Origin of the sequence: Caloranaerobacter ferrireducens, from assembly GCF_001730685.1 — a bacterium.
Taxonomy (GTDB): Bacteria; Bacillota; Clostridia; order Tissierellales; family Thermohalobacteraceae; genus Caloranaerobacter; species Caloranaerobacter ferrireducens.
Window position 1 is genome coordinate 213070 of the sequence record NZ_MDJR01000001.1, and the last position, 22884, is coordinate 235953.

20 protein-coding genes and 1 riboswitch are annotated in these 22884 nt (G+C 30.2%); of the genes, 18 read left to right on the plus strand and 2 right to left on the minus strand.

Features of this window, described 5'->3' with window-relative positions:
• Positions 1-130: 130 nt before the first annotated feature.
• Positions 131-754 carry a SafA/ExsA family spore coat assembly protein gene (gene safA, locus BFN48_RS01060; RefSeq protein WP_069649031.1) on the minus strand — a complete coding sequence of 208 codons (624 nt, stop codon included), beginning with the start codon at positions 752-754 and terminating at the stop codon, positions 131-133.
• A gap of 265 nt (positions 755-1019) precedes the next feature.
• Here safA and BFN48_RS01065 point away from each other — a divergent pair, with 265 nt between their 5' ends.
• From BFN48_RS01065 to BFN48_RS01135, 15 genes are all read left to right on the plus strand, one after another.
• The gene (locus tag BFN48_RS01065; protein ID WP_069649032.1) at positions 1020-1733 is read left to right on the plus strand and encodes a GntR family transcriptional regulator; all 714 of its coding nucleotides are present in this window, start codon (positions 1020-1022) and stop codon (positions 1731-1733) included.
• 180 nt (positions 1734-1913) lie between these two features.
• Positions 1914-3653: an FAD-dependent oxidoreductase gene (locus tag BFN48_RS01070; RefSeq protein ID WP_083238720.1), complete on the plus strand. Its 1740-nt coding sequence runs from the start codon at positions 1914-1916 to the stop codon at positions 3651-3653.
• A complete protein-coding gene (locus BFN48_RS01075) occupies positions 3640-4908 on the plus strand; it encodes an NAD(P)/FAD-dependent oxidoreductase (RefSeq protein WP_069649034.1) in 1269 nt (422 codons plus the stop codon). Before BFN48_RS01070 ends, BFN48_RS01075 begins: the two co-directional genes overlap by 14 nt.
• Positions 4905-5282, plus strand: a complete 378-nt coding sequence (locus tag BFN48_RS01080; protein ID WP_083238721.1) for a DUF1667 domain-containing protein — start codon at positions 4905-4907, stop codon at positions 5280-5282. The genes BFN48_RS01075 and BFN48_RS01080 overlap by 4 nt, the downstream gene beginning before the upstream one ends.
• A gap of 49 nt (positions 5283-5331) precedes the next feature.
• Positions 5332-7065, plus strand: coding sequence for an FAD-binding oxidoreductase (locus tag BFN48_RS01085; protein ID WP_069649035.1), 1734 nt, complete (start codon positions 5332-5334; stop codon positions 7063-7065).
• 149 nt (positions 7066-7214) lie between these two features.
• Positions 7215-8909, plus strand: coding sequence for an FAD-dependent oxidoreductase (locus BFN48_RS01090; protein ID WP_069649036.1), 1695 nt, complete (start codon positions 7215-7217; stop codon positions 8907-8909).
• A 127-nt stretch (positions 8910-9036) separates the two neighbouring features.
• Positions 9037-10230, plus strand: a complete 1194-nt coding sequence (locus BFN48_RS01095; RefSeq protein WP_069649037.1) for a class I SAM-dependent methyltransferase — start codon at positions 9037-9039, stop codon at positions 10228-10230.
• A 71-nt stretch (positions 10231-10301) separates the two neighbouring features.
• Positions 10302-10410, plus strand: a riboswitch (TPP riboswitch).
• Between the two features lie 124 nt (positions 10411-10534).
• A complete protein-coding gene (gene thiS / locus BFN48_RS01100) occupies positions 10535-10729 on the plus strand; it encodes a sulfur carrier protein ThiS (RefSeq protein WP_069649038.1) in 195 nt (64 codons plus the stop codon).
• A gap of 2 nt (positions 10730-10731) precedes the next feature.
• Positions 10732-11538, plus strand: a complete 807-nt coding sequence (thiF, locus tag BFN48_RS01105) for a sulfur carrier protein ThiS adenylyltransferase ThiF (RefSeq protein ID WP_069649039.1) — start codon at positions 10732-10734, stop codon at positions 11536-11538.
• 3 nt (positions 11539-11541) lie between these two features.
• A complete protein-coding gene (locus tag BFN48_RS01110) occupies positions 11542-12318 on the plus strand; it encodes a thiazole synthase (RefSeq protein WP_069649040.1) in 777 nt (258 codons plus the stop codon).
• Positions 12318-13427, plus strand: coding sequence for a 2-iminoacetate synthase ThiH (thiH, locus tag BFN48_RS01115; protein ID WP_069649041.1), 1110 nt, complete (start codon positions 12318-12320; stop codon positions 13425-13427). The genes BFN48_RS01110 and thiH overlap by 1 nt, the downstream gene beginning before the upstream one ends.
• 17 nt (positions 13428-13444) lie before the next feature.
• A complete protein-coding gene (thiE, locus tag BFN48_RS12740; protein WP_083238722.1) occupies positions 13445-14464 on the plus strand; it encodes a thiamine phosphate synthase in 1020 nt (339 codons plus the stop codon).
• 16 nt (positions 14465-14480) lie between these two features.
• A complete protein-coding gene (gene thiC, locus BFN48_RS01125; RefSeq protein ID WP_069649042.1) occupies positions 14481-15794 on the plus strand; it encodes a phosphomethylpyrimidine synthase ThiC in 1314 nt (437 codons plus the stop codon).
• Position 15795: 1 nt separating this feature from the next.
• Positions 15796-16404 carry a thiamine phosphate synthase gene (locus tag BFN48_RS01130; RefSeq protein ID WP_069649043.1) on the plus strand — a complete coding sequence of 203 codons (609 nt, stop codon included), beginning with the start codon at positions 15796-15798 and terminating at the stop codon, positions 16402-16404.
• Between the two features lie 165 nt (positions 16405-16569).
• Positions 16570-17883: an MFS transporter gene (locus tag BFN48_RS01135; protein WP_069649044.1), complete on the plus strand. Its 1314-nt coding sequence runs from the start codon at positions 16570-16572 to the stop codon at positions 17881-17883.
• A 16-nt stretch (positions 17884-17899) separates the two neighbouring features.
• On the opposite strand, the gene BFN48_RS01140 is transcribed toward BFN48_RS01135, so the two are convergent.
• Positions 17900-18121: a hypothetical protein gene (locus BFN48_RS01140; RefSeq protein ID WP_069649045.1), complete on the minus strand. Its 222-nt coding sequence runs from the start codon at positions 18119-18121 to the stop codon at positions 17900-17902.
• A 249-nt stretch (positions 18122-18370) separates the two neighbouring features.
• Between BFN48_RS01140 and BFN48_RS01145 the strand changes: the two genes are divergently transcribed.
• The 3 genes from BFN48_RS01145 (at position 18371) to BFN48_RS01155 (ending at position 22702) form a co-directional block, all read left to right on the plus strand.
• A complete protein-coding gene (locus tag BFN48_RS01145) occupies positions 18371-19483 on the plus strand; it encodes a glycosyltransferase family protein (protein WP_141706099.1) in 1113 nt (370 codons plus the stop codon).
• Positions 19484-19577: 94 nt separating this feature from the next.
• Positions 19578-20849, plus strand: coding sequence for an MFS transporter (locus tag BFN48_RS01150; RefSeq protein WP_069649047.1), 1272 nt, complete (start codon positions 19578-19580; stop codon positions 20847-20849).
• 275 nt (positions 20850-21124) lie between these two features.
• Positions 21125-22702 (plus strand): sodium:neurotransmitter symporter family protein, encoded by a 1578-nt coding sequence (locus tag BFN48_RS01155; RefSeq protein ID WP_069649048.1) that lies wholly within the window; start codon positions 21125-21127, stop codon positions 22700-22702.
• Positions 22703-22884 lie beyond the last annotated feature (182 nt).

Sequence of the window (22884 nt, forward strand, 5' to 3'; positions counted from 1 at the left end):
TCGATTTAAATAATTTAAGGAAGATTTTGTCGAAATCCATATACGGAAATTATATTTAAAATTATCTACAATACAATAAGGTGTATAATTTCCTATGGATTATAAAAAAGCCAAGGGTAAACCCTTTGGCTTATTTTCTAATTGCTTTCATAAACATTTGAGTCCAATAGTACCTTCCATATTTATCTTTTGCTACACCTACACCTATTTCGTTGTATATTGGGCTTAGTATATTATTTCTATGACCTTCTGAGTTCATCCAACTATTCATAACTTGCTTTGGAGTTCTTTGTCCTTTGGCTATATTTTCACCTGCTGCAGTAAATCTTAAGCCAAAATCCTCCATCATTTTAAAAGGAGAACCGTAAGTTGGAGAATAGTGTCCAAAATAGTTTTTATTTATCATATCTTGTGATTTGAATCTTGCTACTCTTGAAAGTTGCCAATTTGCTTTAAGAGGCTGTAAACCTCGTTTTGACCTTTCTATATTAACTAATTTTATAACTTCATTTTCAAGTGCTTTAATGTCACTAATATCAGGAATATTAAGTTTTTGTCCTGGATATATTAAATTAGGATTTTTTATTTGTGGATTTGCTGAAATAAGTTCACTAAGTCCAACTTCGAACTTAACAGCGATTTTCCACATACTGTCTCCAGATTTTACTGTATAAGTTAACTGCTTAGCAAAAACTGGAGTTGAAGTTATTAAAAAACTTAATAAAACAAATAGAATTAAAAACTTTTTCTTCATAATTATCACCTATATTTTTTGTTTAAAAATAGTTTAAGTAAAAATAGTTGCAATTATGTTATATAAATAATGTTAAGGAATCGAATTTTTGCTATTAAAATTTTAAATAATTAATTTTTTGATATGTAAATTTTAATATAATTTGCTATATTGACGATTAAATTATTTAAGAAGGTGATAAATAGCTAAAATTTGCAAAACCTAAATCCCTCTAGTATAATTAAAATAATTAAAAATGCTAAATTAAAACGAATGAGGGAGTGCTATGTTAGATAGATATAAACCAATACCACTTTATATTCAACTTAAGGAAGAATTGCTTAAGAAGATAAGAGAAGGTATTTGGGAAGTTGAAACACAAATCCCAACTGAAAAGAAATTGATGAAAGAATATAATGTAGGCAGAGCAACGGTAAGAGAAGCTATTTCTCTTTTAGTAAAAGAAGGTTATGTATATAGAAAAAAAGGGATAGGTACTTTTGTAGCAAGTAAACAGCCGTCATTAGGTTTTGAACCTCTTATAAGTTTAACTTATTCTTTGAAGGCAAGAGGTATTAAAGCCAATAATATTGTGGTAGAAAAGAAACAGATAACTCCTGATGATAATTTATTATTAAAATTAAGATGGAATAAATCAAAACAGTGCTTTTATATTAAGAGATTAAGATATGTTGATAACAGACCTATAGCTGTCGAACACTCATATTTTTCAAATAGATTTAAATATATTGAGGACAAGTTTGATTTAACGGGCTCATTGGCAAAAATAATTATTAAAGATTTAAAGATAACTATTAAAAAAGTTGAACAGACTATTATACTAAGATTACCAAATGAAGAAGAAAGGAATGAGCTTAAGGTTAATAAAGATACTTTGATATTAGATATGGATAGATGGATTTATATAGAAGGTACTGAGGAGCCTTTTTATTACTTAAAGTTTTTAGTTCCAGAAAATATATATTCTTATCCATTTTAAGACTAATTGAGACTAAACCGCCAGTAGGCGGTTTTTTTCATTATGGATTAAAAAAATCTTCCTTAATTTTTTAAAATCGAAGATTTTGTTTAAAGGAATTTCCAGAATTATCTTGAATACATATTTATATATACGGATGTCCGGACATATAAAAGGGGGTGAGGGGAGATTAGTAAACTATTGAAAAAAATTCAGAAGAATATTAGACAAAAGATAAATAAGGAAATCACTTGTTATGAGTGGCATTCATCAATTGTTTTAGAAGGGATAGTTGACAGTTGGGATGATGTAGTAAAAGCAGGGAAATTAGCAGCAAATAAAGGCTATAAAGGGGTAGTAAATAAAATTGAGGTAAAGAACTTAAGTATACCAGATATTAAAAAACCTTTATTAAAGGACAATTATTTACATGGTAAGAAAGTGGATGTACTAATTATTGGTGGGGGTATTATTGGTTGTGCTATAGCGAGAGAACTTTCTAAATGGGATATATCTATTTTGATAATTGAGAAAGAGGAAGACCTTGCTATGCATACATCATCTAGAAATGACGGTATGATACATCCAGGGATTCTTCCAAAGCCAGGTACAAAAAAAGCTATTTTTAACGTAAGGGGTAATAAATTATATTCAAAGGTTACAAAAGAGCTAGATGTACCTTTTAGAAGAATTGGTTCTCTAATGCTTTTTGAAGGAAATTATATGAAATTATTACTTCCATATATTAAATTAAGGGCCAAACAGAATAGAGTAGAAGGTATTCAGTATTTATCTGCTGATGCAATAAGAAAAAGAGTACCTGCAATAACCAAAGATATTTCAGGGGGTATTTTTGTACCTACTACAGGAATTCTATCTCCTTATAAAATGACTATAGCTTATGGGGAAAATGCTGTATTAAATGGTGCTGAAATTAGTTTTAATACAATAGCCTTATCTATGAAAAAAGAGCATGAAAGCATTAAGGCTGTTCAGACTAATAGAGGAACTATATATCCAAACTTAGTAATAAATGCTGCTGGAGTTTATAGTGACAAGATAGCTGAGATGGCAGGTGATCAGTTTTTTACAATCCATCCTAGAAAGGGTCAGACTATTATACTGGATAAGAAAAAAGGGAAACTGATAGATATTGTAATAGCAAAATCATCTTTAAGGAAAAGCACAAGGAGCAATACAAAAGGCGGTGGAATCGTTAAAACAATAGATGGGAATATTTTAGTCGGTCCAGATGCGTACGAACAGCCTTATAGAGAAGATTATACAACTACGAGGGAAAATATTGAAAATATTATGAAAAAGCATTTTCCACTTATACCACAGCTTTCACCTAAAGATGTAATTAATTATTTTGCAGGAATTAGAGCGGCTACATATGAAGAAGATTTTATTGTAGAAAAATCTGAGTATGTTGAGAATTTGATACATGCAGCAGGAATACAGTCGCCTGGTTTAGCTTCAGCACCTGCTATTGCTGAGGAAATTGAAAAAATAACTATAAATGTATTAAATGATATACAAGAAGTTAAGCCGAAAGAAAATTGGAATCCAATAAGAAAAGGTATACCTCAATTGAATAAGATGAACAAATACGAAAGAGATAGATTAATAAAAGAAAGGCCTGATTATGGGATAATAATTTGCAGATGTGAAGAAATAAGCAAAGGAGAAATAATAGATTCAATAAAATCTCCTATACCTGCAAAATCAATAGATGCGATTAAAAGGCGAGTAAGGCCTGGTATGGGTAGATGTCAAGGTGGTTTCTGTTTGCCTCTTGTTTCAAAAATTATTGAAGAAGAAACTGAATTAGATATGTTATCGATAACTAAGAAAGGTAATAAATCTCAAATTTTATCAAAAGAAACAAAGGAGCCTGATTTTGATAACGAAGGTGGTGAAGCTAGTGGAGACATATGATGTCGTTGTGTTAGGAGCCGGACCAGCGGGGTTAGCTGCTGGACTTGAAGCTGCTAAAAGAGGAGGAAAAACGTTAATTATAGAGAGAGAAAGTAGACCAGGTGGGATATTGAAACAATGTATACATGATGGATTTGGGTTAATAGAGTTTAAAGAGAAGTTGTCAGGGCCAGAGTATGCAGAGCGTTATATAAGAATGGTTAGAGATAAGAATATACCTATAATGACATCTACTTTTGCAACTAAAGTTTTAAAAGATAAAGATAAATTTATCATTACTTTAGTTAATTCTAATAAAGGCGTTTTTGAAATAGAATCAAAGACAATGATTCTTGCTAATGGATGTAGAGAACGTACTTCTAAACAGATATTTATTCATGGTTCAAGACCTTCAGGAGTTTATACAGCAGGAACTGCTCAATATTTTATTAATATCCTAGGGTATTTGCCATGTAAAAAATGTGTTATTTTAGGCAGTGGTGATATTGGTTTAATTATGGCAAGAAGATTAACTCTAGAAGGAGCTAAGGTAATTGGTGTATATGAAGCTAAAACAACTCCATCGGGCTTAACACGTAACATTGTACAGTGTTTATATGACTATGATATTCCATTGTATTTGTCTCGTACAATAACTAGAATCATTGGGGATGATAGGGTAGAAGGTGTTATTATTAATGAAGTTGATGAAAACATGAAACCTATTAAAGGAACTGAAAAGTTAGTTGAATGCGATGGAGTGATATTATCTGTCGGGCTTATTCCTGAAAATGAGATTGCTGAGTCTTTAGGGATAGAAATTGATAAGTTTACAAAAGGTCCATGTGTTGATCATAATTTTATGACATTAGAAGACGGTGTGTTTTCATGTGGTAATGCGCTGCATGTTAATGATTTAGTTGATTATGTAACAGAGAGCGGAAGATATGCAGGTGAAAGAGCTGTTGTTTATGCTAAAAATAACATTGAAAAAAATCTAGTGAAAGTTAATATGTCGGTTAATGATTTTTTATATGTAGTACCACAGTATATTGATATAACATCAAACAATAAAAAAGTGGTTTTGTATTTTAGATCAAGGGAAATTAGAAAAAATGTTGTAGTTCAAATAAAATATGACAATAAGATTGTATTTACCAGGAAATATCGGGTTTTAAGACCTCCAGAGATGCAAAGGATAGAATTAGATTTAACAGAACTTAAAATGAGTAAAGATAAAGATTTTTGCATAGTTATGAAGGAGGGACAATATTGAAAGAATTAATCTGTATTGTTTGTCCTAATGGATGTTTATTAAAAGTAGAAAAACTAAACGAGAATTGGAGTATAAAAGGGAATCTTTGCTCAAAAGGGATTGATTTTGCAATCTCAGAAATGACAGAAGCGAAGAGAAGTGTATGTTCAACTGTAAAAACAGTTTTTCCTGAAGTTCCAAGACTTCCAGTTAGAACTGATGGAGAAATACCAAAAAAATTTATTTTCCCACTAATGAAATTAATAAATAAAGTTGAAATAAAAGCTCCTATTCATAGTGGAGATATTATTTTAAAAAATGTTTTTGATACAGGGGTAAATGTAATTGCTACTTCTGATTTATTTGAATTATTAAAAGAGGGTATTTATGATTAGATTTTTATAAGTGTTAATTATCGTAAATTAAGTAAATGGGGGGAGTATTATGTCAAAAAAATATAAAGGTTTTGAACCAAAATGGGTTAAAGAACCACCGCCACCTGGGACTTATCGTTCGATTTTTAAATGGGGAGATCCAAATGAGTATAAAATACCAAATGAAAGGCTTTATAAAATGATGAAAGAAAAGTTTAATATGACGGATGATGACTTTAAACAGCCTAAGAAGTTAGGACTTGAGAAGGTTTCTTTTAATAAACCAATCAATCTGACTCAGGAGCAAATTAATACATTTAAGAATATAGTGGGACCAGAAAATGTTAAGACAGATGATTATTCCCGTCTCCAAGTAGCTTACGGCAAAACTATGATAGATTTAATGAGGCTTCGTGAAGGTATAGTAGAAAACATTCCAGATATAGTTTTATATCCTAGAGATAAAAATGACATTCAAAAGATTGTAGAGTATTGTAATCAAGAAAAAATTCCTGTTTATGTATATGGTGGAGGTTCTTCCGTTACACGGGGGGTTGAATGTGTAAAGGGTGGAGTTTCATTAGATATGCGTGTTCACTTTAATAAGGTAATAGAATTTAATGAGATTAATCAAACTATTACTGTTGAAGCTGGTATGTCAGGACCAGAGCTTGAGCGGATATTAAATAATGCGCCAAGTATTTTTGGAGCAAAACGAGCATATACCTGTGGACATTTTCCTCAGTCATTTGAATATTCAGTTGTAGGCGGTTGGGTGGTAACTAGAGGAGCAGGTCAGAATTCTACATATTTTGGCAAAATTGAAGATATAGTTATTTCACAGGAATATGTAACACCGATAGGGATAATTAAGAGTGATGAATTTCCAGCTGCTGCTACTGGTCCATCCATAGACCAGATAATGATGGGAAGTGAAGGTGCTTTTGGTGTACTTACACATGTTACTCTAAAAATATTTAGATATATGCCTGAAAATCAGAGAAGATTTAGTTATATTTTCAAAACTTGGGAGGATGCTCGTAATGCAGCTAGAGAGATAATGCAAGGTCAGTTTGGCTATCCATCAGTATTTAGATTATCGGATCCTGAAGAAACAGACGTAATGTTAAAACTTTATGGTGTAGAAGGTACTATACTTGATAAGATTATGACATTAAAGGGATATAAAAAGATGGAAAGATGTCTATTTTTAGGTTTTACTGATGGTGAAAAAGGATTTACTAAGAATTTGAAAAGAAAACTTCATAAAGTATGTAAAAAATATGGAGCTTTATATTTGACAGGCTATCCTACAAAAGAGTGGGAAAAAGGTAGATTTAAAGATCCATATATGAGAGATATAATGCAGGATTTTGGTATAATGACAGATACCTTAGAATGTTCAGTAACGTGGGATAACATGGAGAAAGTACATGAAGGAGTAAGAAAGTTTTGTAAAAGTAGACCAAATACTATATGTATGACTCATATGTCGCATGTATATCCTCAAGGAGCGAATTTGTATTTTATATTTATAGCTAAAATGGACAGCATTGAAGAATATTTAGAATATCAATATGGTATTTTGGACAGCATACAAAAATATGGCGCATCTATGAGTCATCATCATGGTATAGGAAAAATGATTGCACCTTGGTTAGAGGGACAAATAGGTAGAAATCAGTTAGAAGTTTTTAAAGCTTTAAAAAGATATTTCGATCCTAATAACATTATGAATCCAGGGGGAACTTTAGCGCTTGATTTGGATGATGATAAAAAGAGATTTAATTATTTGAAAGATTGAAACAATAATGTAATTATTAATAAAATTTGACATATGAGGAACTAAAGGAGTAAAATATAATTGTCAAATGCCAATAACATTTTTTAGAATTATACTTTAGTTTTAAGTTTGACAAACAAATAAAAAGAACTTTTACGAGGAGGGGGTTTATGTCCAAAAAATACGTTATTATTGGTGGGGTAGCGTGCGGACCGAAAGCTGCTGCTAGGTTAAGAAGATTAGATCCTGAAGCAGAAATTACATTAATTGAAAAAAGCGACGTTATTTCTTATGGTGGCTGTGGTATGCCATACTATCTGTCAGGAGAAGTTAAAGAGTTAGAAGAATTATGGTCTACTCCTGTAGGAGTACCTAGAGATCCACAATTTTTCAAAAAAGTTAAGAATATCAATGTACTAAATAATACTTTAGCGGAAAAAATAGACAGAAAAGAGAAAAAGGTTATAGTAACTAATTTGAAAACAAATGAGAAACAAGAGATACCTTATGACAAGCTTGTTTTGGCAGTTGGTTCTACACCTAATGTACCACCAATAAAAGGGATTGATTTGAATAATGTATTTAAGTTATATCATCCTTATGATGCGGAAAAAATTAAAAGTTTATTAGAAAGTGGCAAAGTTAAGGATGCAGTAATAGTAGGTGGAGGTTTAATAGGTTTAGAAGTTGCAGAGGCTTTAACTAAACAAGGTGTTAAAGTAACAGTAGTAGAAATGATGGACAAGGTACTTCCTAAAATGTTAGATACTGAAATGTCTATGTTATTAATAAAAGATATGGAAAAGAATAAAGTAGATGTGCTAACTAGTACAAAAGTATTAGAATTAGAAGGAGACAATGAGGGCAATGTTAAGTCTGTAGTTACTGATAAAGGAAAAATTGACGCTCAATTGGTATTAATTTCAGTTGGTGTAAGACCTAATATAAAGCTTGCAGAAGAAGCAGGGCTAGAAATTAGTGAAAATAGAGCAATAAAAGTAAATGAGTATCTTCAAACAAGTGACCCTGATATATATGCAGGTGGGGACTGTGTAGATAATGAAAATATAATTTATAATAGAAGGTTATATACACCATTAGGAGATATAGCAAATATTCATGGCAGAATCATAGCTAATAATATTTATGGAAAAGAAGAAAAATTCCCTGGAACAGTAGGAACAAGTATATGTAAAGTTTTTGATTTTAATGTTGCTTCTGTAGGAATGACAGAAGAGATGGCAAGAAAAGAAAATAAAGATATAGTTACAGTTTTAGCTCCTGCACCAGATAAAGCACATTTTTATCCAACAGGTAAGCTAATATTTATTAAACTAATTGGAGAAAGACAAACAGGAAAGATAATTGGAGCACAGGTAGTAGGATATGGTGATGTGGCTAAGCGTATAAATATGATAAGTGTAGGACTATATTATGGAATTACAGCATCTGATTTAGCAAATATGGATTTTGCATATGCTCCACCATTTTCACCAGCTATGGAAAATTTAATAGTAGCTGCAAATATAATGCGTAATAAAATAGATGGAATTGCAAAGTCTATTTCTGTAATGGATGTTAAGAAAAAACTAGATAATGGAGAAGATTTTATCTTATTGGATGTTCGTTCACCTAAAGAAATTGAAATGATGTCTTTACCATATGAAAACGTAAGATACATACCATTAGGTGCATTAAGAGAAAAATGCGATGAATTACCTAAAGATAAAGAAATAATAGCATTTTGTAAGATAAGTTTAAGAGGATATGAAGCACAGAGAATTTTAGAGGAAAAAGGATTTAAAAATGTTAAATTCATGGATGGCGGAATATTAGCTTGGCCATTTGAATGTAAAATGAAGTAACAAAAGCATCTGCCTGTTAAGTAAGGCAGATGCTTTTGTATATTTATGATTCATTATCATGCCTTGCATATTAAATAAACCTTTTGATATACTGAAGTATATTAGCCATTGAAGGAGAGATATGCAAATGGATGAAATTCTAAAATTACTTCATGATATTATTGATAAAAATAGTTTAATATATGGAGTTTTGAGTAAAGTTAGAGTTAAAAACGAAGAGAATTTTTCAAAGGTTACGATAAAGCCAGTACTAATTAAAAATTCTATGAATATACAGTTTACATATCATTATAAAAATAAGGTTATGCATAAAAATATAAATTTGAACGAATCTTCAAAGGAGATAGTGAGATTAATAGATACATATTTTAGGCAGGCTGTTTTATTTACAACAGAAGCTGATTATCAGATTCTAATTAGTAAAAAGGGTAAAGTTAAGATACTTAAGAAGAAACCGACTAAAAGTTTAGTAGATTTAAGCCATAATCGTAAAAAGAACTATGTAATAGAAGAAGGAAAACCATGTCCATTTTTAATCAGATTAGGAGTAATGAATGAAAAGGGCAAAATATATTCAAAAAAATATGATAAATTCAGGCAAATAAATAGATTTTTAGAAATTGTTTCAGATGTTATATCAAAGACAGAAATAAAAGAAAGTTTTAATATAGTTGATTTCGGGTGTGGCAAGTCTTATTTAACCTTTGCTCTCTACTATTATTTAGTAGATATTCTTGGTTTGGATGTTAATATAGTAGGGCTGGATTTAAAGAAAGATGTTATGGATTTTTGCAATAAGGTAGCTAGAGACTTAAATTATGATAAACTTAAATTTATACATGGAGATATAAAAGGATTTAATGATTTTGAAAAAGTTGATATGGTTGTAACACTGCATGCTTGTGATACAGCTACTGATGATGCACTTAGTAAAGCTGTTATGTGGAATGCAAAAATTATACTTTCTGTACCATGTTGCCAGCATGAACTGTTTTCAAAAATTAAAAATCCTATAATGGTGCCTATGCTAAAACATGGGATAATAAAAGAAAGGCTTGCATCTTTGATTACAGATAGTATAAGGAGTAATGTATTAGAAATACTAGGATATTCAACTCAAATGATAGAGTTTATAGACATGGAACATACTCCTAAAAACATTATGATTCGTGCAATAAAAAAATCTAATTATAATAAAAAAGCGATTAAAGAGTACATTGAATTTAAGAAATTTTGGAAATTAGATGATCTTTATATCGAATCAATTTTTGGTAATAAACTTACTGACTTATTGAATATTAATAATGATGTAGATTTATAAAGTAACAGTTTTGTTGGTTGTAAAGGAGAAATATGTATGTTATAATTTTAAATGAATTCAAAACAGAATAATTGCACAACTAGGGGAGCCTATAGTGATAGGCTGAGAAAGAGATGTTATCTCTGACCCTCATAACCTGATGTGGGTAATACCATCGTAGGGAAGTTTGTGTTCGTAATTTATCACAAATTCTCTAGGAATTTGTGATTTTTATTTATACAGACTTATTTGGTTATGAGGGAAGCGTTAGATAGCTTCCCTTTTTCTTTTAAGTTTATCAATTTAGCAGAAAGGAGGGATTAAGGTGATAGTTAATGGAAAAGAAATGAACTTTGAAACAGAAATAACAGTAGATGATCTTCTTAAAAATCTTGGATTAGATAAAGATAAGGTTGTTGTTGAGGTAAATTTTGAAATAGTTCCCAAAGAAAAGTATACAGACAGAATATTAAATAAAGAAGATAAAGTTGAAATAGTGAGTTTTGTAGGAGGGGGTTAATTTTGAACATATTCGTAAATGAAAGAAATTTTAATATTAAGGAAGGGACTACAGCTTTTGAAGTTAGAGATATTGTTAAACATGATGCAGATATAGTTGTGCTAAACGGATTTATTATAAAGGAAGATATGATTTTAAAGGAAAATGATAGATTAACATTGATTAAACGTGGCGAAATTCCCAGTAAAGATGAATTGGAAGCTCTTTTAATTGCACGACATACTCCTGGAGTCCATGAAAGAGTAAAGAAGGCTTATATAGGTATTGCAGGACTTGGAGGGCTTGGTTCTAATGTGGCAATTTCGTTAGCAAGAATAGGTATAGGCAGACTTCTTTTAGTAGATTTTGATGTTGTTGAACCAAGTAATCTAAATAGGCAACAGTATTTTGTAAAACATATAGGCATGCTTAAGACAGAGGCTCTGAAAGACATTATTTCTCAAATCAATCCATTTGTCAATGTGGATATAAAAAATGAATATTTAGATGAAAACAATATTACTGAAATTTTTAAAGAAGTTGATGTTATAGTAGAAGCTTTTGATAATCCTTACTCTAAAGCAATATTAGTAAATACGGTGCTAAATAAAATGCCAGAAAAAGTTGTAGTTGCTGCTTCAGGATTAGCTGGTTATTTTTCTAATAATACAATAGTAACCAGAAAAATTAAAGATAATTTTTATTTGGTAGGTGATGGTATAAAAGAAGCAAGAATTGGATGTGGTTTAATGGCACCAAGAGTGGGCATAGCAGCTAATCATCAGGCAAATACCGTTTTAAGAATTATTATGAATGAAAGGGATGTATAAATTATGGATAAGTTAATTATTGGTGGAATTGAGCTAAAAAGCAGATTATTTATAGGGACAGGTAAATTTCCAAGTAAAAAAGTAATTCCAGATGTTATAAAAAGCTCTAAAACACAGGTAATTACTATGGCATTAAGAAGGGTAGATTTAAGTTCCAAAGAAGAAAATATCCTCGAGTATATACCTAAAGATTGCATCTTACTTCCAAATACTTCTGGTGCAAGAAATGCAGAAGAAGCAGTAAGAATCGCAAGACTGGCAAAAGCTTTAGGATGTGGGAATTGGATAAAAATAGAAGTAATATCGGATAATAAATATCTTTTGCCTGATAATTATGAAACTATAAAGGCTACTGAAATATTAGCAAAAGAAGGATTTATAGTACTTCCATATATGAGTCCAGATTTAATTGCTGCTAAGAGATTGGTTGAAGCTGGAGCAGCGGCAGTTATGCCGTTAGGAGCACCTATAGGTACAAATAGAGGGCTTAAAACTAAAGAATTGATACAGATTATGATAGACGAAATAGATTTACCGATAATTGTAGATGCTGGTATAGGTAAACCTTCTGATGCAGCTGAAGCTATGGAAATGGGTGCAGCAGCAGTATTAGTTAATACAGCTATTGCTACTGCTGGAGACCCTGTTAAAATGGCAGAGGCTTTCGGGTTAGCAGTTGAAGCTGGTCGATTAGCTTATATTTCTAAATTGGGGCCTGAAAAGAAGTTTGCTGAAGCTTCTTCGCCACTTACAGGATTTTTAAATGAAGGTGAGAAATAATGAGTTTTTATAGTGAATATTTAAAATATAAAAATTTTCAATTTAACAAGTTTTTAGAAAACATAACATCATCAGATATATTTAGGATAATAAACAAAGATAAAATAGATGAATACGACTTTTTGACTCTTTTGTCAAATGAAGCTGAAAAATATCTAGAAGAGATGGCACAAAAAGCACACCAGTTAACAGTTCAAAATTTTGGCAAAACAATACTTCTTTATACACCGTTATATCTTTCTAATTTTTGTGTTAATAGATGTTCATATTGCGGATTTAATATAGAGAACAAAATTAAAAGAAAAAAATTGACTTTTGAAGAAATAGAAGAAGAAGCTAAAGCAATTTCATCTACAGGACTTAGGCATGTTCTAATATTAACAGGTGAATCGAGGAAAGAAACTCCTGTTTCTTATATAGTTGATGCAGTAAAAATTTTAAAGAAATATTTTGATTCTATTTCTATAGAAATATATCCTCTTAAAGAAGATGAATACAGAGAGGTTATCAAGGCAGGAGTAGATGGACTTACTATTTATCAAGAAGTATATGATGAAGATATATATGATAAAGTCCATATAGCTGGACCTAAGAAAAATTATAGATTTAGATTAAATGCCCCTGAAAGGGCATGTAAAGCTCGAATGAGAAATATAAGCATAGGTGCTCTTCTAGGGTTAAATGACTGGAGAAAAGAAGCTTTTTTGACAGGGCTTCATGCGAAATATCTGCAGGATAAATATTCTGACGTGGAAATAAGCGTTTCTCTACCAAGAATAAGACCTCATATAGGAGTATATGAAGATATATATCCGGTAAGTGATAAGAATTTAGTTCAAATAATGCTGGCTTTAAGACTTTTTCTACCCCGCATAGGCATTACAATTTCTACAAGAGAAAATCAGAAATTAAGGGACAATCTAATTCCATTAGGAGTTACTAAAACGTCAGCAGGAGTATCTACAGAAGTTGGTGGGCATTCATCTAAGACAAAAAGTGATAGTCAATTTGAAATATCCGACAAACGAAGTGTTATCGAAATGAAAAAAGCTATATTGTCAAGGGGATATCAACCGGTATTTAAGGATTGGATGCAGATAGATTATTAATGTTGAGGTGTTTTTTTATGAATATTTACAGAATGCTTGATGCAAATATTAATAGAGTTTCTGAAGGATTGAGAGTTTTAGAAGATATATCTCGATTTATTTTAGAAGACTACAATATGTCTAAAAACCTTAAGGAGATGCGTCATATTGTTAGAAAGAGTTTTTTAGATTCTAAATTGATAACTTTTAGAGATTCTTATAACGATTTGGGACTTAACATATCACAATCCAGTACTATCGATAACAAAGAAGATTTATTAAGTTTAGTAGAAGCGAATTTTAAAAGAGTACAAGAAGGTTTGAGAAGTATTGAAGAATCTCTTAAAGTATTAGGACATTACGATAAATCAAAAGTATATGAGAGATTAAGATATGAGTCTTATGATTTGGAGAAAAAATTTGGGTTAAAAAAAGATTTTCTCGATACTGATATATATGGAATTACTGCTGAAGAATTTTCTTTAGGGAGAACTAATATTCAGGTAGTAGAAGAAATGATAAAGGCTGGAATAAAAATTATTCAATATAGAGAAAAAGAAAAAAGTAAACTTGAGAAATATAATGAATGCAAGGCTATTCGAAAACTAACAAAAGATAGTGGAGTAACTTTTATTGTTAATGATGATGTAGATATAGCTATTGCTGTAAAAGCTGATGGAATTCATTTGGGACAAGATGATATGCCTATAGAAGAAGTCAGGAAAATAGCAGGTAATATGATTATAGGGCTATCAACACACAATATTAAGCAGGCTAAAACAGCGGTTAAAAAAGGTGCAGATTATATAGGAGTAGGGCCTATATTTAACACTACAACTAAAAAGAATGTAGAAAAATCTGAAGGACTAAAGTATCTCAAATGGGTTTCAGAAAACATTCAAATTCCGTATGTGGCAATAGGAGGGATAAAAGAGTCAAATATTATAGAAGTTAAAAAATACGGCGGAAAATGTTTCGCTATGATATCTGAAATTGTTAGTTCGCCGAATATAGTTAAAAAAGTAGAGAGTATAAGAAAATTACTAAAAATTATATAGAAAAGGAGAATGGAATATGAATTATTCAACTCAAATGGACGCCGCTAAGAAAGGCATAATCACTAAGGAAATGGAATTAGTTGCAAAAAAAGAGAAAATAGATGTTGAAGTTTTAAGAGAAAAGATAGCACAAGGTAAGGTTGTAATACCTGCTAACAAAAACCATAACTCACTTGATCCAGAGGGGATAGGAGAGGGCTTAAGGATTAAAATAAATGTCAATTTAGGAATTTCAAAGGATTGCTGTAATATTGAAAAGGAGTTAGAAAAAGTAAAAACAGCTCTTGAAATGAATGTTGAAGCAATTATGGATTTAAGTTCTTATGGAAAAACTGAAGAGTTTAGGAAAAAGCTCATTGATATGTCTTCAGCTATGATAGGTACTGTACCTGTATATGATGCAGTCGGCTTTTATGATAAAGAGCTTAAAGATATAACAGCTGAAGAATTTTTAAAGGTTGTAGAAAAACATGCTCAAGATGGTGTAGATTTTATGACAATCCATGCAGGTATAAATAGAGAAACTGCTGAAGTTTTTAAAAGAAATAAAAGACTTACTAATATAGTTTCAAGAGGTGGCTCTTTATTATATGCATGGATGGAATTAAACAATAAGGAAAATCCATTTTACGAATACTTTGATGAAATTTTAGATATATGTGAAAAATACGATGTAACTATAAGTCTTGGTGATGCTTGTCGTCCAGGAAGTATAAATGATGCAACAGATGCAAGTCAAATAAAGGAACTTATAGTGCTTGGAGAGCTTACAAAAAGGGCATGGGAAAGAAATGTGCAGGTAATGATAGAAGGACCTGGACATATGCCTTTAAATGAGATAGCTGCCAATATGATTCTTGAGAAAAAACTTTGCCATGGAGCACCTTTTTATGTATTAGGACCTATAGTAACAGATATTGCACCAGGATATGACCATATTACAAGTGCTATAGGAGGAGCTATAGCAGCTGCAAATGGTGCAGATTTTCTATGCTATGTAACACCTGCTGAACATTTAAGGCTTCCTACATTAGATGATATGAAAGAAGGTATTATTGCTTCTAAAATTGCTGCACATGCTGCTGATATAGCAAAAAATATTAAGGGTGCAAAAGAATGGGATTATGAAATGAGTAAAGCAAGACAAAGTTTAGATTGGGAAAGAATGTTTGAACTAGCTATTGATCCTGAAAAGGCAAGAAGGTATAGAAGAGAATCTATGCCTGAACATGAAGATAGCTGTACAATGTGCGGGAAAATGTGTTCTATGAGAAATATAAACAAAGTAATGCAGGGTAAAAATATAAATATTTTAAGAGAGGACGACTAAGATGCTTTACCTCATTACTAATAGGAAAATCATTAAAAAAGACAGCTTTTATGAAGTAATAGAAAATGCAGTAAAAGGTGGAGTAGATGCTGTTATATTAAGGGAGAAGGATTTATCTTATGATGAACTTCTGCCTATTGCAGTTAAATTGAAAAACATCCTTAGTAGCTATAATATACCATTAATAGTTAATGGTAATCTAGATATTGCAAAAAATATACAAGCAGCTGGTTTTCATACAAGTTTCGATAGATTTATAAAAGAAAAAATTGAGTTTAAAGGACTTTTAGGTGTATCTGTACACAGTTTAGAAGAAGCTATACTTTCTGAAAAACACGGCGCAAGCTATATTTTGGCTAGTCATATATTTGAGACAGATTGTAAAAAAGGATTAGAACCAAAAGGCATAAAAATGATTGAAGAAATAAAGATGAAGGTGAAAATTCCTGTAATAGCACTAGGTGGTATAAATCCTGAAAATATAGATAAAGTTTTATCTGCAGGAGCTGATGGAATTGCAGTTATGTCATATATAATGGCGTCAAATGAACCGTTTTTGTCTACTAAGAGACTAAAAATAAAAATTGATAAATTTTTGTCTAAAAAATAAGAAATAAAAGTCATTTTAAAATTTTCTAACAAATTAAATGTTTTTTATAATTTTTTAAAAGAAAACTTATAAAATATTAAAAATTTACTTTATATATTGAAAAACAGAAAATATTGTGGCATAATTAACGAAGTGAAAAAATAAACGAGATAGGAGGATGCACTTATGAATGCAGTAGTTAGCTACATTAAGGATGTTAAGAACTCATCAAAAAATGCTAAATTGTTCATACTGACAAATGTGTTATTCGCTATCCTAATGGGAGCGACTTGGACTGGACTAGGTATAGTAATTGAAAAAACTTTTAATCCTAAAGTATTAGGAACTGCATTTGCGATGCATACATTGGGTATGGCAGTATCAGCTGTTCCAGTAGGTAGAGGAGCTAACAAATTTGGATATAAACCTGTATTAATGGCGGGTACAGTTGTAGGAGCTGCATGTCTTGTTTTAAATGGATTTATTCCAAACGTTTTACTACTTTATGTTATCAATTTTATATTTGGATTATCTCAAGGTGTTTACGAGGTACTTCCTGCACCATGCATAAATGCTAATACAAATGAAAAAGAGAGATCATCAGTAATGGCAGTTATGTTCGGGTTATATTGGTTAGCAGTTGTAATAATAACTAAAACTTCAGGAAACTTTATTTCAATCTTCCAAGCGAAGATGGGAGTAAGTGAATTAGTTGCATATAAATATTATACTTTTATTGCTGCAGGAGTTGGGTTACTAGGAATTTTCCCTATTATGGCAATGGATGAAGTTGATAAAGATGAGAGATTAAATGTAGAAAAGAAAGAATCAACTTTACTTCAAGATTTAAAAGTAGTTGCTAATAAAGAAGTAATGTTATATTTAGTATATATGGGATTAATAGGTCTTGGAGCAGGATTATTCTGTCCATTCTTTGCTAATTTCTTTAAAAATGGATTAAACTTAGATCCTACTGTTGTTGGTAATATACTTTCAGTTCAATATTTTGCAATGGTTATTGGAATGTTTATTTGTCCATTATTGGTTAAGAGGTTAGGCTCTGTTGTAACATTAGGAGCAGCATCATTAGCATCAGTACCTTTTATGTTAATTATTGTTAATTCAGATCAATTCGGTTCTGCAATGATACCAGTATTAACAGCTGCTTTCTTCATGAGATCAGGTCTTATGAATTTAGCTATGCCGGTTATGTATAGTTTACCTTTAGAATTTGTTGAAAAAGAAAAAAGAGCTCCGCTTGCAGGAATAATATCATTATTTAGTTCAGGAACTCGTGCATTATCTTCATTTATTGCAGGTTATATAATGGCTATACCAGCTTTTAATGTTGGTAAATACCTATTAGATGGATATAGAATTCCTTACTATGTTGCAGGAATTTTATATACAATAGCTACAATAATATTGCTAAAAACTTATGTTAAAAAATATAACAAAATTAATAAAGATGTAAAACAAGAAAGTGAAATGGCTGCTTAATAAAATGAGGCGTGAGTTAAAACAGACTCATGCCTACTTTTTTTTCTAAGATATTTGTACTTTGAAAATAATTTTGATAATTAACTGTTGCTATTATTGTTGTAAAGCAAAATATTACTATAATAGTCAGTATTAAAAGGTTATATTTGTATTTTTCTTTTTTTCTATATATTTTGTTTTTATTGTGTTTAAGTATGATTCTTCTTTTACCTTCTTCAAAATCAATTACCTTTCCCATTGTCATAACCCCTTTTAAGTCTTTCTTTATAAAAATTATACAATAGAAAACAATTAAAATAAATCAAAAAAAATACAAAAATTCAGAAAATATCAGATTGATTTTTGTAAAAATTCTATTTTATATGGTGTTATTTCTGCTTGTATGTTAAGTTATGATAAAAATCTATGTAGTACCAAAACTACTATGTTCCATAAAATATATTATGAAGAATTTAATTATGAGAAAAAATTAAAAGGGAGAGGGAAAATGGATTCTATAACTGTTAATAAAGGGATTAAAAGGGATGTAGATAAATCCAATGCTAAAATAAATATAAGTGTTATAAAATCTGAAAAGCCAGAAATTACAATTGTTTTTCCACCAGTATTGGATTGGTATTTGCTATATCAAAGACCACAGCAACTTGCTACTGCATTTTCTAAAATAGATAATGTAAGATGTATTTATATATCAAATGAAATGTATAAAAAATTGAATGAACCTATATTGAAAGTAAATGATGATTTGTTTGTAGTTAGAGTCAATACAGATTATAGTCAATTAGTAAAAGGTAAGAAAGTGCTATGGTTTTCATATCCTAAACATTATAAATATTCTAGAACAGGTTTTGATTTTGTTGTATTTGATGGTGTTGATATGCCAGTTGATGAGTTTTCACTTTGGGCTGTAGATTTGCAAAAAGCTATTGATTGTGCAAATATAATAGCTTGTACTGCCGAATTGCTATATAAACTTTATAAAAAATACAACAAACCTGTTTTTATGTGTGCAAATGCAGCAGATTACGAGCATTTTAAAATTGCTCAAAAAAAACTACCTAAGCCAAAAGACTTTCCAATGATAAATTCAAATGAAAAAGTAATAGGTTTTTATGGGGCTTTAGCATCCTGGTTAGATTATAAGCTTATAAGTAAAATAGCAGATAGATATAAAGTTATTCTTATAGGAAAAAACAGATATTATAAAAAAATTATAGAACATCCAAATTTAACGATTTTAGAACATAAAGATTATTCTCAGCTTCCATATTATTTATCGAATTTTGATTTAGCAATGATACCATTTAAGTTAACAAATATGATTAAGGGATGTGATCCAATAAAATATTATGAATTTATTTCTGCTGGAAAACCTGTTATATCTACTGAAATTTATGAGATAAAGAGGAAATATAGTAATATAACATATTTTATGAACTACTATAATTGCTATCAAATAATAGAAAGAGCTATAATAGAAGATTGCTCATCAAAAAGATTAGAAAGGATAAGAGTAGCAAAAGAGAATACTTGGAATACAAGAGCAAAAAAAGCATATGATGAAATTATTAAGTATTTGTTTAAAATCGATAATTATTAGAGGAAAAAGAATAATTTCGTTGAAATAATAATAATAATCATTAAATGACTTTTAGCTGATATTTTGCTGATATATTGATAAGGAGGTTGTAGTTATGCAAAATGTTTATGCTGAAATAAAAAAAGATAAACAAATCTGGAAATTTTGTTTTTATGGTTTTTTGAAGAACCTGAAGTTTTTTGAACCATACCTATATATATACTTATTAGCTAATGGATTAAGTTTATTTAAAGTAGGAGTTTTATTTGCAATAAGAGAAATAGTGACTTATATTTTTGAAGTTCCATCAGGTATTTTTGCAGATAGTTATGGTAAAAAGACAGAATTACTAATATGTTTTACATTTTATATTATATCTTTTATATTTTTCTTTTTAAGCACCAATTATATGGTTATAATTATAGCTATGATATTTTTTGGTTTAGGGGAAGCATTTAGATCAGGTACACATAAGGCTATGATATATTCATATTTAGAGCAAAAAGGATGGTTTTCTTATAAAGGTTTTGTATACGGAAGAACTCGTTCATTTTCACTTTTAGGTTCATCAATTTCAGCTTTTTTATCTATAATTTTTGTTTTAAAATTACCAGCAATGAGATGGATTTTTCTTATTTGTATTTTACCTTATATTTTAGATTTCCTATTAATCTTAAGTTATCCTAACGATCTGAATGAAAAGAATGAAAGTGATTTAAGTATTAAAAAGTTTTTTGTTAACAGTTTTATAAAACTTAAAAGTATATTTAATAATGAAATGCTAGTAAAAGTCTTGCTCAGTTCGTCATTATACGATGGAATTTTTAAAACTATAAAAGATTATATACAACCAATTTTACAGACTACTATATTATTAATGGGAGCTTCATATATTACAACTTTAGATTCAGATAGTCAAATAAAAGTAATTTTGGGTATTACGTATGGAATATTCTATATATTTAGTTCTATGGCTTCGAGAAACATATATAGATTAAATAAATATTTACCTTCAAATAAACTTATGCAGATTTCATTTGATATTATGGGTATGTTATCTATAGCGTTGTATTTTACAATTAAATTTAAATTGATATACTTAGTAGTAGGATTATATTTCATTTTATATGTATTAAAAGATGGACGAAGACCATTAGTTGTTGATGTATGTGGAGACTATATGAATAAAGATGAAAGAGCAACTGTTATGTCGATAGATAGTCAATTGAAATCTCTATTTGTTGTTGTTTTAGCACCATTATTTGGATTTATAGCTGATAAGTTTTCAATTCAGGTTTTATTTCTCATAATAGGAATAAGTATGTTAGTAATTAATAGATTGTTAAGTCTTGCTGGTGATTCGAAATATAGGTCGACTAATTCTTAAAGACAAATAAAACAAAAAATATTAAAAATTCAATGGTAAAATGGCCTTAGGCCATTTTTTTGTATAAAAATAAAATAATTACACATATTAACAATTGTATTCAAGATTGATTTGTTAAAAAAATAACTTTCGAAAAGTTAATACAGGAAAACGTTACAAATTAGAGGATTTACGCATTCTATTATTTTCAGAAAAGTAAAAAACGTTTGAAAATTGTCGATATTTGTCTTATAATATAACTAACAGTTGAACTAAAACTTGGAGGGAGGATTTTTATGGCAAACAACAGGGAAAATTGGGGATCGAAGATAGGTCTGATACTAGCAATGGCTGGTAACGCTATCGGTTTAGGTAACTTCTGGAGATTCCCGTATCAGGCTGCCAGCAATGGTGGTGGTGCATTCTTAATTCCGTATTTTGCAGCACTTATAATGATTGGTGTTCCAGTAATGCTTGTTGAATGGAATCTTGGACGTTATGGTGGTAAATATGGTCATGGTACATTAGGTCCTATGGTGTATTTACAAGCTAGAGAAGGAACAAATCCAAGAAATGCAGCAATAATAGGTGCTTTATCAGGGGCATTAGCTTTTGCTGTTACATTGTTAGTTAACTCATATTACAATCAAATAATTGGTTGGACTTTAGGTTACAGTTACCTTTCAGTAACTGGCGGTTATATGGATGCTGCAAAATCGACTGGTGAAATTTTCGTAAACTATATTCAAAGTCCAAAAGTATTTATATTCTGGATATTAGCTTTATTAGGTCTTGCATTAGCAGTTACAAGGGGTGTTCAAAAAGGTATTGAGAGTTGGGCAAAATTAATGATGCCTGTGTTATATGTATTCGGAATTATATTAGCAATAAGGGCTTTAACTTTAGGAAGTCCTGTTAATCCTGATTGGTCTTCATTAAAAGGTTTAAATTATATTTGGAATCCAGATTTCTCAAAACTTAATTGGACAGCTGCATTAGCTGCTGCAGGACAAATATTCTTTACATTATCAATTGGTATGGGTATTATAGCAAACTACGCTTCATATTTGAAACCTGATGATGATGTTGTAGTTTCATCATTAGCGACTATTTCATTAAATGAGTTTGCAGAAATTATTTTAGGTGGTACTGCTGTTATACCTATAGCATATGCATTTTTAGGACCTGAAGGAGTAGGAGCAGGTGTAGGATTATCATTTATTGCTCTACCAAACGTATTTAGATCAATGGCTGGAGGTCAGATATTTGGTGCATTATGGTTCTTACTATTATTCTTTGCTGGTTTTACTTCAGCAATAGCTATGTTCAACTATTTAACTGCATTAGTTGAAGAAGATTTGAAAATTGAAAGATCTAAAGCTGCATGGATTATTTTCTTTGGATATATAATTGTTGGATTACCAGTAGGGCTTGAACCAATTTTAACTAAAACTGCAGATCTTATGTATTTAACTGAAGTAGATAACTGGGTAGGTTCATATCTACTATTAGTTCTAGGTTTAATTGAGGTAATAGTAGCTGGTTGGTTAATGAGAGAAAGAGCTTTAGAAGAATTAAATAGAGGCGGTATATGGAAAGTTCCAACATGGTTCTTCAATTTATTTGTTAGAATAATAGCTCCAGTTACAGTTGCTGTACTTCTATTCTTCTCAACAAAAGATTATTTCAAAGCTGGATATTTCAAATTGATACCATCTTTTGTTGCTGATAAACCTCAATTAATACCATGGGTTGTAGGTGGTAGAATAGTTGTAATTGTTGTACTAATAGCTGGATTTATACAGTCATATATTTCAATTAAGAATAAATACGGTAGTGAGTTAGCAGAAGGTAAGATATTGATCCGTTCATAAGGAGGAATGTTATTATGACTGGTGCTGCTTTAGGTTTTATGATTACTGCATGGACTATTATATTGGTTTCCATGTTTGTAACAATAAGACCATTACTAAAAGGTGAAAAGAAATAAAAAAAATCCCCATCAAATGATGGGGATTTTTGCCCTAAATGAGATATAATATATTTAGGTAATGTC

Bases quoted from the DNA above. Each gene is read 5' to 3' on its own strand.
- BFN48_RS01130 (WP_069649043.1), top strand. From the start codon at position 15,796: ATGCTTTACCTCATTACTAATAGGAAAATCATTAAAAAAGACAGCTTT.
- thiE (WP_083238722.1), top strand. From the start codon at position 13,445: ATGAATATTTACAGAATGCTTGATGCAAATATTAATAGAGTTTCTGAA.
- BFN48_RS01155 (WP_069649048.1), top strand. From the start codon at position 21,125: ATGGCAAACAACAGGGAAAATTGGGGATCGAAGATAGGTCTGATACTA.
- BFN48_RS01095 (WP_069649037.1), top strand. From the start codon at position 9,037: ATGGATGAAATTCTAAAATTACTTCATGATATTATTGATAAAAATAGT.
- thiC (WP_069649042.1), top strand. From the start codon at position 14,481: ATGAATTATTCAACTCAAATGGACGCCGCTAAGAAAGGCATAATCACT.
- BFN48_RS01135 (WP_069649044.1), top strand. From the start codon at position 16,570: ATGAATGCAGTAGTTAGCTACATTAAGGATGTTAAGAACTCATCAAAA.
- BFN48_RS01145 (WP_141706099.1), top strand. From the start codon at position 18,371: ATGGATTCTATAACTGTTAATAAAGGGATTAAAAGGGATGTAGATAAA.
- thiH (WP_069649041.1), top strand. From the start codon at position 12,318: ATGAGTTTTTATAGTGAATATTTAAAATATAAAAATTTTCAATTTAAC.
- BFN48_RS01150 (WP_069649047.1), top strand. From the start codon at position 19,578: ATGCAAAATGTTTATGCTGAAATAAAAAAAGATAAACAAATCTGGAAA.
- BFN48_RS01065 (WP_069649032.1), top strand. From the start codon at position 1,020: ATGTTAGATAGATATAAACCAATACCACTTTATATTCAACTTAAGGAA.
- BFN48_RS01090 (WP_069649036.1), top strand. From the start codon at position 7,215: ATGTCCAAAAAATACGTTATTATTGGTGGGGTAGCGTGCGGACCGAAA.
- BFN48_RS01140 (WP_069649045.1), bottom strand. From the start codon at position 18,121: ATGGGAAAGGTAATTGATTTTGAAGAAGGTAAAAGAAGAATCATACTT.
- BFN48_RS01110 (WP_069649040.1), top strand. From the start codon at position 11,542: ATGGATAAGTTAATTATTGGTGGAATTGAGCTAAAAAGCAGATTATTT.
- BFN48_RS01085 (WP_069649035.1), top strand. From the start codon at position 5,332: ATGTCAAAAAAATATAAAGGTTTTGAACCAAAATGGGTTAAAGAACCA.
- safA (WP_069649031.1), bottom strand. From the start codon at position 754: ATGAAGAAAAAGTTTTTAATTCTATTTGTTTTATTAAGTTTTTTAATA.